We start from the raw sequence: 19490 nt of genomic DNA on the forward strand, positions 1-19490 counted from the left end.
ATAGAAGTATTTGTTAATGCATTATAGATATATTTATTGGATTATTTATTGAAATTGCATTTCACACATGACGTAACATAATGGTCCTGTTATATACTTGACAGGTTATTGTCGTGGAGGAGTAACTGTTATGGAATTAGGAGAAAAAAATGGTTAATTTGCCACAATTTACAATGCGAGATTTAGTAGAATCTGGTGTTCACTTTGGTCATAAGGCAAGTAGGTGGAATCCTAGGATGGCTCCATATATATATGGAGTACATAATGATATTCACATTATCAATTTGCAGAATACTGTAGTTTTGCTTAGGAATGCATTAAAAGCCATATATGATATAGTTCTTAAGAGGGGGAGGGTATTATTTATAGGAACTAAAGTCCAAGCCTCTGCTATTATTGCTGATGAAGCAATACGTTGTGGACAATATTATATAAATAATAGATGGTTAGGAGGTATGTTAACAAATTGGGAAACTATCTCTCTATCAATAAAAAAACTGAAAGAATATGAAAAATTAATAGAAAATGTTGATAATCAGTTTACAAAGAAGGAATTATTACTTTTTGAGAAGAAAAGAGCAAAACTTGATAGGTCTATAGGTGGTATTTGTAATATGGGTGGATTGCCTCATGCCTTGTTTATAATTGATACAAATAAGGAACATATTGCAATTAAAGAAGCTAATAAATTAAATATTCCTATTATAGCAGTGTTGGATACTAATTCAGATCCTACTGGTATAGATTATCCAATTCCTGGAAATGATGATGCAGTACGTTCAATTGATTTCTTTTGTAAGATTGTGTCAGATACTATATTAGAGGCGATACGTTCTGATTTAGCTAAGTCTGGTATTAGTGTTGATGGTATTAAGGATTTTTCAGTAGAGAGAAGAGAAGATCTTTTGAAAACAAGTAATCGAGATAATAAGAATAATAAAAGTAGTGGTGCTATTGATAATATTGAAAATCTTAAAGAAGAAGATCTTATAGGAGGAAGTAATAATGAAGATTGATATTAATGCAGTAAAAGAATTGCGTAATTTGACAGGTGCTGGTGTTGGTGATTGCAAGGAGGCATTGAGTTCTTGTGCTGGTGATATAGAAAAAGCAAAAGATTACCTTAGAGAACAGGGTATTGCAAAAGCGTATAAAAAATCTAATAAAGATGTGTCAGATGGTTTAATAGCAATTCATGTTAATGGAAATCAAGGTGCAATTTTAGAAGTAAATTCGGAGACTGATTTTGTTGCTCGTAATGAAAAATTTCAGAAATTGGTATTAAATCTTGTTTCTTTAGCTAATCAGTATGCTATTGAAAATATAGAAGATTTTTTAAAGTATGAATATATTAGTGGTACTAATATTCGTGATGAAATAATGAGTAATATTGCAGTAATAGGAGAAAATATTCATTTAAATAAGATAGGGTATTTATCTGTGGGTAGTGGTGTTGTTAGTGGGTATATACATAATCCTGTAATTGATAATCTTGGTAAAATAGGAGCAATAGTTGCTTTAGAATCTACTGGTGATAGTGAAAAATTAAATGTGCTTGCAAAGCAAATAGCTATGCATATTGTTGCTGCAAGACCAGAGGCATTGTCTATAGATGTTTTAGATAAAGATATTTTAGATAAAGAACGTGAGATTATAAAGAAGCAGGTTGATCAATTAAACAAGCCAATATCAGTAGCAGAAAAAATAATAGATGGTAGAATAGCTAAGTTTTATCAAGATGTTGTTTTGTTAGAACAAATCTTTGTAATGGATAATCAATTAACAATTTCCGAATTAATAAAAAGAAAAGAGTCAGAGTTGGCTACAAATATTAATCTTATAGGATATAAGCTATTTGTCATTAATAAATAATGATACTATTAAGAATAGTATTTGTTTAAAAAATTTTAAGGCATAATGTGGGTACCAATGGTTTATGGCTTGTATAATAGATTATACCTATATGACTGTATAGTAATTGGTTATGCAATGTTTTATGTAATATTTGTGATAGCTATATTTTGTTTTATCTTAAATAGATTAGCATTATGCGTGTATTTCATGTACAATTGAAATCTATATGTCATAGCAGAACTATACACGTGTTTTTGTATATTGCGAGTATATGTTAAAGTTGGTATGATAGTTTTTTATTAAAAATATTAATTTGTAGATAAGTATAATTATTAAATGAGAGATTATGGATGTTACGCCTATTATTTATGCTAATCAAAATGTGATTACTGGCTATGGTAAAGGTAAGTTTTTTATAAATGATAATATCTATTTGGGGTCTCACATAATTTTTCCAAATAAAATTATTTCTTATTTAAATCTTAATATTTCTAACTTAGAAAATATAATTGAATTATTAGATGAAACTTTAGATATAGTGTTGATTGGTACTGGTAAAGATCATATATTTTTACCTAATGAAGTAAAAGACAATTTTTTAAAGCGTGGTTTTAATCTTGAACATATGTCTACAGGAGCAGTTTGTCGTACATATAATATTTTATTGTATGAAGGTAGAAATGTTTGTGCAGCGTTAATATCGTTATAAGTTCTTATGTTTTTTGAAATTATTAATGAATATTTTTTTATTAATGGTATAATTGCCATACTAATTGTGAGCTTGGTTACAGGGTCATTAGGATCATTTATGATATGGAAAAATCTTTCATATTTAGGTGATAGTATTTCTCATTCATCTATTTTAGGTGTAGCTTTAGCTGTTTTACTAGATATTAGTACATCTAGTGGAATTTTATGTATTTCTATTATTTTTGCATTGCTGTTGTCTTATAGCATAAATAGAATTTATTCTATAGATACGATTTTAAACATTGTTACTAATGTAATTATGTCTTTGGGAATGATATTATTATCTTTTTTCCCAGCTGCAAGTAATAATATTATACATTCATTGTTTGGGGATGTACTAATGTTAACTAGTAAAGATCTTATAATAATGGCTTTAGTAGCATTAGTAATTATTATTCTCGTTATATATAGGTGGAAATATTGGTTAATTATATCAATAAGTAATGATTTATCTGCGTCGGAAGGTGTAAATATAGGTTTTATAAAATTAGAATTTTTAGTAATACTATCTGTTTTTATTGCTTTTGCAGCTCAATTGGTAGGGATATTATTAATTACTGCTTTTTTAGTGATTCCTGCTGCAACAGCAAGATTAGTATCAAAAACGCCATTACAAATGATAATAATTTCTACAATTGTTTCTATATTTTCTGGTATAATAGGACTTTTGTTGTCTGAAAAGTTTGATATTTTTCCTGGTCCTTTGATTATCATGGTATCATTTGTATTTCTATTATTTATGTATTGTGTAAATAAATTTATAAATTAATATTTATATATAATTTTAAATATTATTCTAGTTATTTTAAAGATATTATGCTTAAATTAATATAATATATAATAATTGGGATATACTATGCCATCTTTCAAAAGCTTAATAATACGTACTACTGGTTTAGTAATAGGTTCTCTATTATTAATATTTAGTATTAATATGTTAATGCAACGTTGTAATAAAAAGGGCAATTGCATTTCTATATCTATAATTTTGTTATTAAGCGTTGGAATTACTGCTTTTTTTAAAATATATGGTAATAATGAAAATTCATTAACATTTATTAAAATTAAAATATGTGCAATGTTGTTAGCTAGTGCTTTAGTAATGTTTTGTATTGCTAATTTAGTGTTGAGAAAAAAAGGTAAATGTCATTCCAAATTTAGAGAACAAAATAAGAAAATTTACTCTTTAAGGATTGATATCACTAATTTAGAAATACAGCTTAATATTATGAAAAGGGAAATAGAGTGGTATTTTAGTGATTTATGTTCTGATACTAAAATTTGTATTGATATAAAACAAGAATACTTACTACCAACCGATAAAGCATATTATGATATTGATTTTTTGTGCAAAATAACAAAATTTATTATCTTTGGTATAGCATTGTTGATATTTTTATATCAGTCTTTTTATAGTTCTCTTAATGAAAAGTTTGGATCGACTGAATTATTTATGTATTATACTTTAGTATCATTATTTTTTTTCACATTTATAGTAGATCAGTCAACTGTTTATTACATTAAAGAAAATTATAAACCTATTGAGGAAGGTGATAAAAATATCATTAATACTTTAAGTGCTGAATTGAAAACAAAAAAGAAATTATATGATATTTTGTTAAAAGATATATCAAAGTATAATAGGATTGCTGTTAAAAAATGGCAAAATGTAAATCACCTTCGTACATTAGAAGATAGTAGAGATAAAATACTAAATATTTTAGATAGAATTTAATTTATATTACTCAGCTTGATTATGTAAGTAGGAATATTTATGATAACAAATTTCTGTATATTTTAAATTATAATATAATTTTTTATTAAGATATATAAATATTTGTAAAATTAGGTTTTTAATTTAATATTTTGTTTAAGTAAATATACTAAAAATATAATATGCTATATTATTAAGTAATAATCAAAAATCAAATTTATGTAAATGTTATTAGTAGTAAGGGAGGTGGGATTTAATTGTTATTGACACTTTGCTTTTTATCATAATATATTGTATAAATTTGTTGTGATATGTGAATGATATCTGTTTAAATTAGTTATGAAGTAATCTCTTGCATAGTTGTAAGTATTTTGGTAATGGGTCATCTATTTTTATATATAAAGATTAAGGAGTGGTATAGCGTTCCTATATAAAATAACTGGTTGATTAACAAAATATACTTGTGTAACTGGGTATTACTTTTATAATATTAGTTCGGTGTTATGTATTTTGTATCATCATTGTAATATTGAAGGATAGTTATGAGTCACGATGAAAATAAATACTCTGTATTTAAAGCAAAAGTTAAAAGGCGGGATTTTTTAGGCTTAACTACTTTATCTATGGTAGGTATTGGGTTATTTTCATCGGTGTATTCCTTAATAAAGTTTTTAAGTCCATCTGCAGAAGTGGTAGCACAGGCTACTGTTGAAGTAAATTTATCAGATATTAAAGAAGGAAAAACTAAAGTTGTAAAATGGCAAGGTAAGCCTGTTTTTATACGTAGGCGCACTATACAAGAGATAGAAGAAGCAAAAGCTGTAAAAATAGATAGCTTGCGGGATCCGCAGTCTGATCAAGAGCGTACCCATCAGGGAAGGGAAGAGTGGTTAGTAATGGTGGGTATTTGTACACATTTAGGATGTGTTCCTGTAGAAGTAGATGATGGAAAAAAAGGGTGGTATTGTCCTTGTCATGGTTCTAAGTATGATACATCTGGAAGGATTATTAGCGGCCCTGCTCCACTTAATCTTCCTGTGCCTGATTACTATTTTTCTGGTAAAGACGTTATTATTATAGGGGCAAAAGGGGTTGATGCTGCATAAATAAATATTAAGGTAAGAGGTATTAGTTAATGTCTGGACATGATAATATGAAAAATCCCGAAGGAAAAGGTGTTCTGGCTTGGATAGAATATAGGATGCCAGTTGGTGCTTTTTTAAAAGGGTTGGCTTCATATCAGGTTCCTAAAAATCTAAATTATGCATGGAATTTTGGTTCACTTGCTGGTATTGCTTTAATATTACAAATTATAACAGGGATATTTTTAGCAATGCATTATACACCGCATGTTGCACATGCATTTTATAGCGTGGAAAGAATAATGCGAGATGTTAATTATGGTTGGTTAATAAGGTATACTCATGCTGTAGGTGCCTCGTTCTTTTTTATAGTTGTATATATACACATATTACGTGGTTTATACTATGGTTCTTATAAAAGTCCTAGAGAGTTAGTGTGGTTTGTTGGGATTTTTATCTTTTTTGCAATGATGGCAACTGCATTTATGGGATATGTATTACCGTGGGGACAGATGAGTTTTTGGGGTGCAACTGTAATTACTAACTTGTTTTCTGTTATACCTTTAGTTGGTCAGGATATTGTACAGTGGTTATGGGGTGGTTTTTCTGTTGATAATCCTACATTAAATAGATTTTTTGCATTGCATTATTTATTACCTTTTATTATAGTAATGCTTGCTTCATTACATGTTGTAGCATTGCACAGGTTTGGATCAGGTAATCCAAGTGGAATAGAAGTAAAATCTAATAGAGATACTATTCCTATTTATCCTTACTTTATTGTTAAGGATTGTATAACATTTGGCATATTTTTTATACTTTTATTTTTGTTTGTATTTTATATTCCGAATTATTTAGGGCATCCAGATAATTATATTGAAGCTGATCCTATGGTCACACCTGCTCATATAGTTCCTGAATGGTACTTTTTGCCTTTTTATGCTATGTTACGTTCTATTCCTAATAAATTATTGGGGGTAGTTACTATGATTAGTTCTATAGCAGTGTGGTTTTTATTACCTGTATTAGATAGGTGTAAAGTTAAAAGTGGTAGTTACCGTCCAATTTTTAGGATTTTTTATTTTGTGTTTATAATAAATTTTTGTTTTTTAACTTGGCTTGGTGGACAAGAAGTTAGAGAGCCATTTATAACACTTAGTAGGTTATCTACATTATATTATTTTTCATATTTTTTAATCGTATTGCCTATATTGTCTAAATACGAAAAACCGACTGTAATTCCAAAAACAATAAGTGATACAGTACCGGAGATGAAATAATTATGTTAGTGCGGTTTCTTCTTATAATTTGTTTTATTTGTGTGCCATTTATATGTATAGCAGAAGAGTTTAAACATCTATCTCCTAAGAAGATTAATTGGAAATTTGATGGTATATTAGGTTCATTTGATAAGCAATCTATACAACGTGGTTATCAGGTATATAGAGAAGTGTGTTCATCTTGTCATTCTATGAAGAGAATAGCATTTCGTAATTTACGTGATGTAGGATTTTCTGAAGATGAGGTGAAAACTATTGCTGCATCGTATCAGGTTATAGATGGTCCAAATGATATTGGTGAGATGTTTGAACGTCCAGGAATTCAATCAGATTATTTTGTATCTCCTTTTCCTAATAAGGAGGCTGCTGTAGCTGCTAATAGAGGTGCATTTCCACCTGATTTGTCTTTAATAATTAAAGCAAGGCATAATGGTGCCAATTATGTATATTCTTTATTAACTGGTTACGAAAGCCATGAGTCTGATGAAGGTGGATTATATACAAATCCTTATTTTAGTACTGGGAAAATAGCCATGGCTCCGCCACTTTCTGATAATTTAGTTCAATATACAGATGGTACAGATTCTAAAGTGGAAAATATGGCGTATGATGTTGTGAATTTTCTACAATGGGCAGCTGAGCCTGAAATGGAAATGCGTAAAAAACTAGGTATTAAAGTTATTAGCTTTTTATTAATACTTACAGTTTTTGTGATATTTATAAATAAGAGATTGTGGGAAAGTCTTTATAAGAAGTAATTGTACTTATAACGTTTTCTTATAATTCAGTCTTTTTTTAGAATCTAACATTATGGGTTGGCATGTTTATTTTTAAATATATGTTAAGTTTTATGTTATAAATAGTAGTAATCTCGTTACTGAACTAGGTGCCTTAACTCAATATAGCAGGAAATTTCATTTTTAATTTGTATTCTATTTTATTTTTAATGTAGAAGACATTGAAGCGTATCCTTAGATAAGGTTCTGGTATTCTATAAATCATGTTACACTAATTTCTTAGTGTATTAATATTAAAGTTTTATAGAATTTATAAATTCCTTCACATTAGAATTGCATTATATAAAACATATTTATGTTTCAACATAAATATATCATATATTTTTTTATTTTTTAGGATGATTAATATAATTTTGCTATCGATAATACTATTCAATGAATATATATGATATATAATAATATTATTATTGTTTTAATGATATAATTAGTGTAGTGTGTGTAACTAATGTGTGTATTTGTGAAAAATCTTTTGCTAATTTCTGCTTTAACCTTTCTATTAATAATGTGTTCTCATAATGCTTTTTCTGATGAAGTATTAGATAGTATTTTTGTAGGTAATCATAATATAAGTAATGCTAAAAATTCATTCTCAGGAATTAATAATAAGGTGGAAGCAAAGGGTGGGCATATTAAAATTGCTGGCAATATGGTTTCTTATGGTTGGTATTCAGGTGGTGGTAGTAAGAATTCAGGAAGAACTATAAAGAGTAAGCGTTTTAATGTAGATATAGAGGAGGAAATGTTGATAATATTGGTGCTAAACATGATGGTATGTTGAATAATTGGAATTGATTCGAAACCAGATAAATATGGAATTATATATGGAGTATATTCTCAAATACATATTCCACATGTTGCAGGAAAAAGTTTTGGTAATAATTCTGCATTTAATAGGGAATCAAAAATATTTGCTAAGACTCCTTATGGTGATTTTTCAGTTGGATATCAGGAAGGTGTAGAATCCATTATAAAATTAAATGCTTTTAGTATAATTGCTGGTGATAATTATAATATATGGGCAAAACATTTAAGAAATATTCTGTATGATATGAAGGATGCCTCAGGTTATTTTGTATATTGTTTAAATTTTTATTCTGAATTATATAGTGAAAGTTTTTTTCGTAATAGTGATTACATAGTAACTGGTATTATTGTTGGAACTTTTATTAATAATTTGCCATTTAGGTTATCTTACCAATCACAAAATTTTATGGGATTAAGATTCGGGATAAGTTACTCTCCTTTTGGATATGATAGGGAATTATCTGAAATGTCACAGATAAATTCCAGTAATGTAATTAAATATGTAGAAAACTATGCTTTACCTTTAATTCTTATTGGGCACAAGGTATGTGCATGTTGTTAGTAGTGGTATTTCTTATACTTATGACTTTAAAAATTTTAAATTTAGTACTTCCATTATAGGGGAATATGGTAGAGAAGATGTTTTTTCTGATTCTATGGAACGCTATAATGTATATTTTAAACATCATAAATTAAAAGGAATATCTGTTGGGTGGAATATTAGCTATAAAAGAATAGAGTTTGCAGGATCTTATGGAAATTTTAATGGGTTCTGGAATTCCTTATGCTAGATGTACTGTAAATATTTACTGTAGGCCCTATTGTATATTATTGAAAGATATTGATTACTATTGGGATATAGGTATTGCTTATAAAGATGGGCCTTTAAGCTTGAGTCTTATTTACTTTACGAGTAATAGGATTGGTAATAATAAATGATATAAGTGTGGGAACTGAATATAATATCTTGAGATATAATGGGTTTAGAAATAGCTTGTTTGCTAATTATCATTATTATACTTTCAACCAATTTGAGTATGATTATAATACTATTAGAAACAGTAAAGGTAGTGTATTGCTGGTAGGTACAAAGTTGGAATTTTAAACTTTCATCTTAAAATATGATAATTATTGTATGAAAGCTATAATTTTTTTAATTTTATACTTTAATTAGTGATAAAATATAATAACATGTTTCTTGAATACATAAAATAAAGTTCTGTATTTGCTTGTTGTTGATATAGCTTTACTTTATTAAAAAAATCTAAGCATTTTGTATGGTAATATGTACTAAATTATGAACATTTATAATATATTTTCCAATTAAACTTTTCTATTATATCCAATATTTCACACAACAGATATTCCTTATTATAAACTATTCGTGTGTTAGCATAAGGCGATATTAGGTAGATGCTACATTGTCTGTAACTGTTTACTATTATTTTATATTTATTGTTAAATAAAATTTGTTAATTATTGCTTTTTTTTTATATATAAATTAAGTTTGTTTATTAAATATTATAATTATTAATAATATTATTTTCAATTTTAAATAGAATTTTACTCAAAGTTGTATAAAATATTTTGACTTATTATTATTTGGTGGTTAACATCTGAATTTAATCTGGTATTGGATGGTTTTATTATGAAAATTACTTTGGTAGCATCTGCTTTAGCTTCCTTTCTTGTATTGTACGGAAATGTTTCATTTTCAGTAGATATACTAAGTGATATTAATATAGAGAAAAAACAGATTTATAGTATGAATGAAAAAGATATTTTAAAAACAAAGGATGAGAATAAAGAGTATAATCGTTTATTAAAGGTAGGCCGTGCTCTAGTAAGTGGGCAGGCTATATCTTATATGTGGTCTTCGTCTGATAAATATAGAAATCTTTCTGATATATCTGGTGATATAGATGATTGGGGTATGAATTACGATGCTATATTACGTTTAGGAGCTGAAATAAAATCAAATGATTCTGGTATTAAGTATGGTGCGGATTTTCAAGTATCTATGCCTAGTGTTAAAGGAAAAGATTTTGAAAGAAAAGCTGCTTTAAATAGAGGGTCTAGAATATTTGCTTCTACTCCTTACGGTGATTTTTCAGCAGGTTATCAGGAAGGTGTGGAATCTATAATGAAATTAGATTCTTCTAATATAATTGCTGGAGATGAGAGTAATAGTTGGACACAACATATAAGGGGTGCATTATTTGAAAGAAAAAATGCTTTAGGATATTCAATGTATCCATTTCTTTTTTCTGCTGGATTGTATAGTGAAAATATCTTTAGAAATAATGATAACATGGTACATACTATAGATAGTGATAAGGATTTTATTAATAATCTGCCTTTTAGAATGTCTTATCAATCTCCTAATTTTATGGGATTAAGGTTTGGGGTGAGTTATTCTCCTCTAGGGTATAAGTTTGAGCATTTTGGTAGGGTGCTTAAGTTATATACTACTAATGTAATTGATGTGATTAATAAAATTCCTGATTTTGATGTAACAATGCCATCACCTGGTACTGTAGATTTGAGTACATTGGTTGAAAAATTAAAAACAGCTAATTTGACAGGTACTTTAACTTTAAAGCAAGACAAAAACACAGTTCCAAATCTTAAGGTGAAATTTAATAACAAAGACAAAAATACAGAAGGAAAATCGAGTCTTGACGGATATATACCATGTGAAGGGAAACTTATTTTACAACAGGACGGTACTGCACTCATAGATACTGATGATTCAACTTTTTACTTTGGTATTGAAGGAAGTGTTGTAGAGATGGAAATTCCTGCATCTAATATTGAGCTCAAAGATTTAACTATTAAGTTATCAGATTTAGAAGGGGTTGGAAATTTATCAGTTAGTCAAGATGGTAAAATTTCTATTACACCTAAGGACATAAAGGGTAATAAATCTAGTGTGATTCAAAGACTTAAAAATACAGAAGATGAGATATTTTTTGGTGCAAAATATGAGCATATATTAAGTGGTAGTATAGCTTATGATTATGATTTTAATAATAATCTTAAATTTAGTACTTCTGTTGTAGGTGAATATGCTCGTCCTAGGTTATATTTTAATACAAAAAATCACTATAATATTTATCCGGAGAGCTATAATCTACAAGGAGTATCTATTGGCTCTATATTGAGTTATAAGAATGTTAATTTTGCTGCTGCTTATGGTTATTTAGGGCAATCTGGTTTTGTAAAACATTATATTGCACACAATAGTGCAGGCAACACCGAGACGTCCTATCCAATGTATGAAAGATCTAGCACTTATTATTGGGATATGGCTTTGGGATATCAATATAAGTCTTCTTATGTTAGTGTTGCATATTTTAAAAGCAACAGGAGTGATAATATATTACAGGATATTAGCTTAGGTTTTGAATATAATTTATTAAAAGAACGAAGTAAAATGAAATGTAAATTATTTGGAAATTATCACCATTATAAGTTTTCAGAAGTCTCTATTATTGATAGTGTTACTTATGATGATGGTACAGAAACTCCTCAAGCTACTGGAACAGAAGGATCAGCAACCAATACTGGGAAGGGTATTGTTACGCGAAGTGTTGCGAAAAACAAAAAGAATGGATCAGGTAATATATTTTTAGTGGGTGCTAAACTAGAGTTTTAAACACTTATATTATTACATTTTATAATCTATAATCTGCTAAGTAATCAGTTAATATGGGGTTTTACAACATTTATCTTTTTAAATATGTACCTAAGTTATATCTGGATAATATTTGTACTCTTGAGTTTTTATACACTATTTGTTTCTGTTGTTGAGTGCTATATAGTGAATGTTAAGCCCTATATTACATTAATTCTCGGAAATACAAGTCTAAGTTATTTTCATAAAGTTATGAATTGTTGTCTTTTTTATTCTATTCAAGATTTATTCTTTTAGTATTCTTTTTTCTACTTTCAATAGAATTATATTCTTTTTATTGTTATCTTGATTATTTTTATAAATTTATCTTAATTTTTAATGAAAAAATTTATATATCGCTATGTTTTAATAAAATTTATTAATAATATTAAAGATTATTTCTTGACATTGCATATTATACTTGATTAAGTATTGTTAATATATTTATTTATTAGATTAATTTTGGTAATTTTTATGAAACAGTTTTCGTTTGCTACTGCTTTTGTTTCTTTTTTGCTTTTGTATAATGTTGATGCTTTTTCAGTAGATGATGTGAATGGAAATCATGGAAATCGTAAAAAATCAATAAACTTTGTAAAAAGTAATGAATATGTGAAACAAGAAAATTTGCATAAGTCAATTGAAAATTGTCACAAAATTGATCTTGGGGGGAAAATATTATCTTACACTTGGTTTGCAAATGATTTTGAAAAAATACAAGATCATGGAGTAAAATTAGATGGTGTTTTAAATATAAAATCTATAAATAGTAATTCTGATCTTGGAATTTATTATGGTGGTAATTTTCAATTAGCAGTACCTGCTATAAAAATTGACAATTTTATGCCTTCAGTGAAAGCCTATAATAGGGGAGCACAGTTATTTGTTGAATCTCGTTATGGAAATCTATCATTTGGATATCAAGAAGGGGTTGAATCTATAATGAAGGTGGATGCTTCTAGCATAGGAGCTGGAGATAACAGTATTGCTTGGTTGCAATATACGGGGTTATCAAATCTCAATGAGAAGATGCAATGTCAACTATTTCCTGGATTATATAGTGAGAGTATATTTAATAGAAGTAGTCATAATATCATTTCCGTTAAAGACAAAGATTTTATTAATAATTTACCATTTAGGATATCTTATCAGTCTCCAAATTATATAGGTGTAAGATTTGGTATTAGTTATTCTCCAATAGGTTATGATACTAATTTATTTGAGCATGTGAGTTCTTATACTATTAAACAATTAGAATTACCACCTATAATGCACGGTGTAGATTTAGATTCCATAAACAAACAAAGTACTTCTGAAGAAATAATTAATGTTTTTCTTAAGGCATTGAAAAAACAAACGACTCAAGATGTTAATATAGAAGGTATTGTGCCATCTAAAACAGATTTTCTACAAGCATGTTATGAAAATATTGTAAGTGCTGGATTATCTTATATTCATTCTTTTAATGATATTGATGTTCAAGCATCTGTTGTAGGAGAGCATGGGTACAGTAATATTAATAAGTTAAAATCATATAATAAGTATCCATCTGTTGAAGAGTTAGCAGCTTTTGCTATTGGTACATCTATTGCTTATCGTAATGTTGTAGTTGCAGGTTCTTATGGATATTTAGGAAGGTCTGGTTATATTAATACTACTTATTCTGCTTCTGATAGCTATTATACTTATTATTGGAACATTGGTATAAAATTTATTTATAATAAAGCTTCAATAAGTACATCTTGTTTTAAAAGTAATAAAGTTGATACTGATTTTTATGATTATAGTTTAGGTGTTGATTATAATTTATCTATAGATAGTAATTATAAAGGACAATATAAAGTTTTTGGAAATTATCATTATTTTAATGTAGAGAATAAAGTTTTAAAAAAATCAGGTAATGGTAGTGTACTATCATTGGGTGTTAAATATGAATTTTAAAATATTAAAATTTTATTGTATTTTTGTGTGATAAAATTACTATAATTTACTTGTATGTAGTATGCATTAAATTATTACCTGATTAAATACATACTACTGTCTTTTTTATTAGAATATGAATTTATTTTGTTTATAGTTAGTATTATCTTTGAGTGTATTTTTAATTTAATTATTTATATGCATGTTATTAATTGATATTATTGATGTTTTTTATATGTGTATATTGTGTATACGAAAGTGTTTTTTAATGTATCAAGGATAGTAGAAAATACATGTCATATTATAAAGGGGTTAGGGAAGTAGTATTAGATACTGAAACAACAGGATTAGATTCAGATGGGGGAGATAGAATAATAGAAATAGGGTGTGTAGAATTAGTAGATCGTGTATTTACTGGTAAGATATTTCATAAGTATATTAATCCTGAACGTGATATCCCTTATTATGCAACAAAAATTCATGGTATTACTATTGATATGTTAAAGGATAAACCTAGATTCTCAGAAATAGCAGATGAGTTTTTAGAATTTATTGATAATAGTGTATTAGTTATTCATAATGCTGGTTTTGATATTAAATTTATCAAGATGGAACTTGATAAAGTTCAGAAAAATTATGACTCTGAATTTCAAGTTGTTGATACACTGATTTTAGCCAGAAAAAAATTTCCTGGAGTTTCGTCTACTTTAGATGCCTTGTGTCGTAGGTTTAATATTTCTCTACAAGACAGGAAATTTCATGGTGCATTATTGGATGCAACTCTACTAGGGAAAGTATATGTGCAATTGATGGGAGGTTTACAAAGATCTCTAGATTTTGCTTGTAATAATAACATATCAAATGCTAATAATCTGAATAATGGATGTGAGAATCTTTATATTAAACCACGAATTTATAAAATAAGTGGAGAAGAGATAGAAAAGCATAAAGTGCTATTGAAAAAAATAAAAAATCCTATTTGGAATAATGTATTTTATACAGAAACTAAGTCATGTCATTAAGTATTGTTTTTACATTTTATAAAAGTCTATTTTAGGAAATTTAAAAAATTTTGCATGAATCAGAAATATGAATTACAAAAGTTTTTTAAGGAAAATAGATATTGTTTTATTGAAGGATTGTGAGTCAAGTTACTAAGTCATTTTGATATGTATTGTAAATATTGTTTAATATAAAAAATGAAGTATTTTGGTTTACATCAACTTATATTGTTGAAAAGGTTAAGTATTTTTGGAAAAAAATAAGTATATACGTTTTGTTTATGTAAAATGATTAAATCCTTTATTATTTAGGGTAATAATGTTTCTATTGTGATCATAAAGTGTTACGTAATGTCCTGGTGTTATTTTCCCTATTTTGCTTATTTTTACTTCATTTTTGCGAGATATCTCCTGTATTAAGTGAGAGAATTTAGGATTTATTGTAAATATCAATTCATAATCATCTCCTCCAGATAAAATGTTATTTATATATTGAGGTGTGTTATCTATGATTTCTTTAGCTTCATTTGATAATGGTATTTTGTCTAAATATATTGATGCTCCTACTTGAGATGAGTTGCAAATGTGTTCAATGTCTTGTATTAGTCCATCAGAAATATCTATACATGAAGATGCAATTTTGTTAATACTGATTCCTAAATTAATTCTCGGTTGTGGTAGGTCATATTTATTTTTTAAATTACAGTAATTTTTTTTGATAATGTTTTGGTATATAAGTAATCCAAGTGCTGCATCTCCAATATTTCCACTAACATAAATAGAATCTCCAATTTTTGCTCCGGATCTTTTTAATACATTGCCATTACTTGTGCCAAATGCTGTAATGCTAATTATAATTTTATCTTGTTTGTGAGATGTTGTATCACCTCCTAATAATTTTATGTTAAATTTTTCATGTTCTTCTTTTAGGCTGTCAGTAAAGTTTTCCCACCAATCTTCAGAAATATTATTAGGTAATACTAATCCTAAGCAATAGCCGTAAGGTGTAGCTCCCATAGCTGCAATATCTGATAAATTTGATCTAAGAGCTTTTTTTGCTAATATATTTGGGTTGTACTGCTTAAAAAAATGCACATCTTCTATAAGTATGTCTTTTGTTATTAGTAATTTTTTTTCTTTACAGTTGATAATCGCAGCATCATCTCCTATTAATGAATCATGATCTAGTTTATATATATAATTTCTAATGTACTCAAATTCTTTCATAGTATTCTCTTAAATATGTAGTGTATGCTTTTTTATAATAAAATGTATTATTTGTTATAACATATTTGTAGTATTAAGGTTTAGTACTTTTAAGATTTTAAGTAGATAAAATTCTATTGTTTTAATTTTTAATAATTATTTGTTTAAAGGCAATGAAAATATGTTAAGAAAAAAAGTAAAAAATCCTTTTAAGTGTATATTTAAATGTATATACCATGCAATGTTTGATATGATAAAGCATGATGGTATAGAACATGCAGGCTATTTATCATTTATTATCTTATTATCAATCTTTCCTTTCTTAGTTTTTTTTATGGCATTAATATCAAATGTAGCTCAGTTACTAAATCAATACGATATTAGTATTAATGATAAGTTGATTGTATTGATAAACGATAATATCCCTAATGAAGTTATTTCAGGGCTTATGCCACGGATTCAAGAAATAATTTCAGGACCTCCTCATAGCTTATTAACATTGGCAGTTATAGGAACAATATGGACTGCTTCATCTGCTGTAGAAGGAATAAGGACTATATTGAATAAAGCATATAGGGTTTCTAATCCTCCTTCTTATATTTTTCGTAGATTATTAAGTATTTTTCAATTTCTTGTGATTACTGTAACGATAATTATTGCTATGGTATGTATAATTTTTCTTCCTGTTATTTATGGCATATTGGATAAAGATTTGGGATATTTAAAATATGCTATCAGTGAGTTAGTATTGTTTATATCTATTACTTTATTGTATTTTATTGTGCCAAATATTAAACAGAATTTGATAAATGTAATTCCAGGTGCAATATTAGTGACTTTGTTATGGACATGTTCATCGTTTGTTTTTACTTGGTATATAAAAACCTTCCATCAATTAAACATAATATACGGTAGCTTAGCTAGCATTATTGCATCGTTACTATTTTTCTATATTTTGAGTATATTTTTTATATATGGAGCGGAATTAAACTATAGGCTAAAAAACACGTTCATATAATACTTAAACTGCATATTTACTTTACTAAAAAGTTTGTACGGAATTATACATAACTCATATAATCCCGTACTCGAAAATAGAGATGGAAGATATTCCATGAATTAGTAGACAGGGTACGTAATACTCAACTCGTATGAATGTAAGAATACACATGTAATATCCACCTTGTTAACTATTAACTCTACCTTATCTTACTTTAATGAATACCATTAAGTAACACTTTGACGATATTTCTACTCTGGATCATCTCTACTGTAATGATATTTTGCGTTCCCTATTTTTCTTGGATGCCTGTTTGTTCTGCTTGCTCTGGTGATTTTGTTGTTAATAATGATGCGTTTGGTAAGACAGTATCATTATCACTATTATGTTTTTGAGATACATCTTTGTTCTGTAGTACTTCAAAGTATTTACCTGTTATTGAGGCGCCTATGAGTAATAGTGTACTTGCCATAAAAGTAACAAATGATGCAAAGAAAATATTCACTGATGTTTTAGGAATACCAGGTATGTCTAGATCTAACGCAAGATTTATTCCAGAATATATTGTAGTAAGTGCAGAAACCAGTGCTACTGTAGTAGACAATATAGCTCCTGTAGTAAGTAGTGTATTATTCATAGAATGTTTTTGATTACCACTGTGTATCATAATTATTGCCTTAAAAAATTAAATATTTATTTAATATTAAATAAATATTTAATTTTAATCAAGAAATATTATTAATTTTTATTGAGTATATTAATATATATATATATATATTTAGTATTATTTGATAATAAATTTATCTTTTTATGTGTTTTTGTTGAGTGTAAGATAAAGATTCTGCAATATGATCATATGATATAAGATCTTGTAGAGATAAATCAGCGATAGTCCTAGCAACTTTGAGAATTTTTGTGTATTCCCTGGCAGAGGTATTTTTCTCTTGTAATACAGATTTGAGGAGTTGTATACCAGATTTATCTGGAGTGAAAAATTTTGTTATTGTATCTTCTGATATCGTTATATTATTGAAAAATTTCCCATGACGATTTTTTTGTAATTTTTTTGCAAGAATAACACGTTCTTTTATTGTTTTTGAGCTTTCTATTTTTCTATAATTGTTGTGTGATAGCATATTTATATATGGTACTTCTATGTGTATATCGATTCTATCATTTAATGGACCAGAAATTTTGCTTTGATATTCAATAGCACATTTAGGAGCTTTAGAACAAGATTTTGATGGATCACCAAAATAACCGCATCTACAGGGATTCATTGCTGTGATTAGTTGAAAATTTGCTGGGTATTTTATATGAATGTTTGCTCTAGATATAAGGATCTCTTTATTTTCTAATGGTTGTCTTAAAGAATCTAGTACTGATCTTGAAAATTCTGGTAGCTCATCTAAGAATAATATGCCTTGGTGTGCTAGTGTAATTTCTCCTGGTTTTGCATTTTTTCCACCTCCTACCATGGCTGCTATGGATAATGAACTATGAGGATCCCGGAAAGGGCGCATTACTGATATTGATTTATTAGATTTTTTTATAATACTTGTTATGCTATTTATTTCTATTATTTCATCATAAGTTAAATCTGGTAATATTCCAGGCAATCTTTGTGCTAACATTGATTTCCCAGTACCTGGAGGACCTACCATTAATATGTTATGACCTCCAGCTGCAGCAATTTCTAAAGCTCTTTTTGCTACAAATTGTCCTTTGATATCTTTCATATCTAAATATTTTGGATTTTCTATAGATAATTTATCGTTTGAAACAGGTATAGGTTCATTTTTATTAAAATAGTTAATCAATGATATAAGATGCTTAGGAGATAATATTAAAGTATCTCTAATTAATGATGCTTCTGCTCCGTTATTATGTGGACATATTATACCAATTTTTTGCTTCTGGGCACTTATAGCAGCTGGTAATACTCCTGAAACTGAAATGATTGAACCATCTAACGATAACTCTCCTAGTACAATATATGGTAAATCATTAATTTTTGGTATTGTTCCGATAATCATTAATAGTCCTATAGCAATAGGTAAATCATAATGACTTCCTTCTTTAAACAAATCTGCAGGAGATAAGTTTATGGTGATTCTTTGTGTTGGTAATGATATATTGATTGAGTTTAAAGCAGCTCTAATACGCTCACGAGATTCAGCAATTGTCTTATCTGGTAATCCAACAATATTAAATGCAGGTATACCTCTTGCAACGTGTATTTGTACATCAACATTTATTGTGTTTATTCCGCAAAATGCTATAGTCTGAACTCGTGCTATCATAGGATATTTAACTAATATATTACTATAAATAAAAAATTTATTAATTTTTTTATAAATTTTATAAAATATCTTACTTATTATTATTTATGTAAAGTAGTTTTTT

The 19490-nt window shown here is 27.6% G+C and carries 18 protein-coding genes; 15 read left to right on the top strand and 3 right to left on the bottom strand.

The window, feature by feature from the left end; genetic code table 11:
• The first annotated feature begins 149 nt into the window (after positions 1-149).
• From rpsB to dnaQ, 14 genes are all read left to right on the top strand, one after another.
• On the top strand, positions 150-1016 hold the full coding sequence (gene rpsB / locus EHF_RS02035) for a 30S ribosomal protein S2 (protein WP_044194621.1): 867 nt from the start codon (positions 150-152) through the stop codon (positions 1014-1016).
• Positions 1006-1872, top strand: a complete 867-nt coding sequence (gene tsf, locus EHF_RS02040; protein WP_044194624.1) for a translation elongation factor Ts — start codon at positions 1006-1008, stop codon at positions 1870-1872. The genes rpsB and tsf overlap by 11 nt, the downstream gene beginning before the upstream one ends.
• Before the next feature lie 328 nt (positions 1873-2200).
• The gene (locus EHF_RS02045; protein WP_044194626.1) at positions 2201-2563 is read left to right on the top strand and encodes an Mth938-like domain-containing protein; all 363 of its coding nucleotides are present in this window, start codon (positions 2201-2203) and stop codon (positions 2561-2563) included.
• Positions 2564-2569: 6 nt separating this feature from the next.
• On the top strand, positions 2570-3373 hold the full coding sequence (locus EHF_RS02050; protein ID WP_044194628.1) for a metal ABC transporter permease: 804 nt from the start codon (positions 2570-2572) through the stop codon (positions 3371-3373).
• A gap of 87 nt (positions 3374-3460) precedes the next feature.
• Positions 3461-4339: a hypothetical protein gene (locus EHF_RS02055; protein ID WP_044194632.1), complete on the top strand. Its 879-nt coding sequence runs from the start codon at positions 3461-3463 to the stop codon at positions 4337-4339.
• 521 nt (positions 4340-4860) lie between these two features.
• Complete coding sequence (gene petA / locus EHF_RS02060) at positions 4861-5424, top strand: ubiquinol-cytochrome c reductase iron-sulfur subunit (RefSeq protein WP_044194634.1); 564 nt, start codon at positions 4861-4863, stop codon at positions 5422-5424.
• A gap of 29 nt (positions 5425-5453) precedes the next feature.
• Positions 5454-6680: a cytochrome b/b6 gene (locus EHF_RS02065; RefSeq protein WP_044194637.1), complete on the top strand. Its 1227-nt coding sequence runs from the start codon at positions 5454-5456 to the stop codon at positions 6678-6680.
• A 2-nt stretch (positions 6681-6682) separates the two neighbouring features.
• Positions 6683-7438 carry a cytochrome c1 gene (locus tag EHF_RS02070; protein ID WP_044194640.1) on the top strand — a complete coding sequence of 252 codons (756 nt, stop codon included), beginning with the start codon at positions 6683-6685 and terminating at the stop codon, positions 7436-7438.
• Positions 7439-7934: 496 nt separating this feature from the next.
• Positions 7935-8255 (top strand): hypothetical protein, encoded by a 321-nt coding sequence (locus EHF_RS04855; RefSeq protein WP_232228971.1) that lies wholly within the window; start codon positions 7935-7937, stop codon positions 8253-8255.
• A gap of 270 nt (positions 8256-8525) precedes the next feature.
• The gene (locus EHF_RS04860) at positions 8526-8843 is read left to right on the top strand and encodes a hypothetical protein (protein WP_232228972.1); all 318 of its coding nucleotides are present in this window, start codon (positions 8526-8528) and stop codon (positions 8841-8843) included.
• Positions 8830-9072: a hypothetical protein gene (locus tag EHF_RS04865; RefSeq protein ID WP_232228973.1), complete on the top strand. Its 243-nt coding sequence runs from the start codon at positions 8830-8832 to the stop codon at positions 9070-9072. The genes EHF_RS04860 and EHF_RS04865 overlap by 14 nt, the downstream gene beginning before the upstream one ends.
• Positions 9073-9929: 857 nt before the next feature.
• Entirely contained in the window at positions 9930-11939 is a 2010-nt protein-coding gene (locus tag EHF_RS02080; RefSeq protein WP_044194643.1) for a hypothetical protein, read from the top strand.
• Between the two features lie 492 nt (positions 11940-12431).
• Positions 12432-13898 carry a hypothetical protein gene (locus EHF_RS02085; protein ID WP_052349272.1) on the top strand — a complete coding sequence of 489 codons (1467 nt, stop codon included), beginning with the start codon at positions 12432-12434 and terminating at the stop codon, positions 13896-13898.
• 272 nt (positions 13899-14170) lie between these two features.
• Positions 14171-14899 carry a DNA polymerase III subunit epsilon gene (dnaQ, locus tag EHF_RS02090; RefSeq protein WP_044194648.1) on the top strand — a complete coding sequence of 243 codons (729 nt, stop codon included), beginning with the start codon at positions 14171-14173 and terminating at the stop codon, positions 14897-14899.
• Positions 14900-15157: 258 nt separating this feature from the next.
• On the opposite strand, the gene thiL is transcribed toward dnaQ, so the two are convergent.
• Positions 15158-16105 carry a thiamine-phosphate kinase gene (thiL, locus tag EHF_RS02095; RefSeq protein ID WP_044194650.1) on the bottom strand — a complete coding sequence of 316 codons (948 nt, stop codon included), beginning with the start codon at positions 16103-16105 and terminating at the stop codon, positions 15158-15160.
• Positions 16106-16265: 160 nt separating this feature from the next.
• On the opposite strand from thiL, the gene EHF_RS02100 reads away from it, so the two are divergent.
• Entirely contained in the window at positions 16266-17102 is an 837-nt protein-coding gene (locus EHF_RS02100; protein ID WP_044194654.1) for a YihY/virulence factor BrkB family protein, read from the top strand.
• Between the two features lie 274 nt (positions 17103-17376).
• Here the strand turns inward: EHF_RS02100 and EHF_RS02105 are convergent, their stop codons facing one another.
• A complete protein-coding gene (locus EHF_RS02105) occupies positions 17377-17751 on the bottom strand; it encodes a hypothetical protein (protein WP_052349273.1) in 375 nt (124 codons plus the stop codon).
• A 133-nt stretch (positions 17752-17884) separates the two neighbouring features.
• Positions 17885-19387 carry a YifB family Mg chelatase-like AAA ATPase gene (locus EHF_RS02110; protein WP_044194656.1) on the bottom strand — a complete coding sequence of 501 codons (1503 nt, stop codon included), beginning with the start codon at positions 19385-19387 and terminating at the stop codon, positions 17885-17887.
• Positions 19388-19490 lie beyond the last annotated feature (103 nt).

The organism is Ehrlichia japonica, from assembly GCF_000632845.1.
Taxonomy (GTDB): Bacteria; Pseudomonadota; Alphaproteobacteria; order Rickettsiales; family Anaplasmataceae; genus Ehrlichia; species Ehrlichia japonica.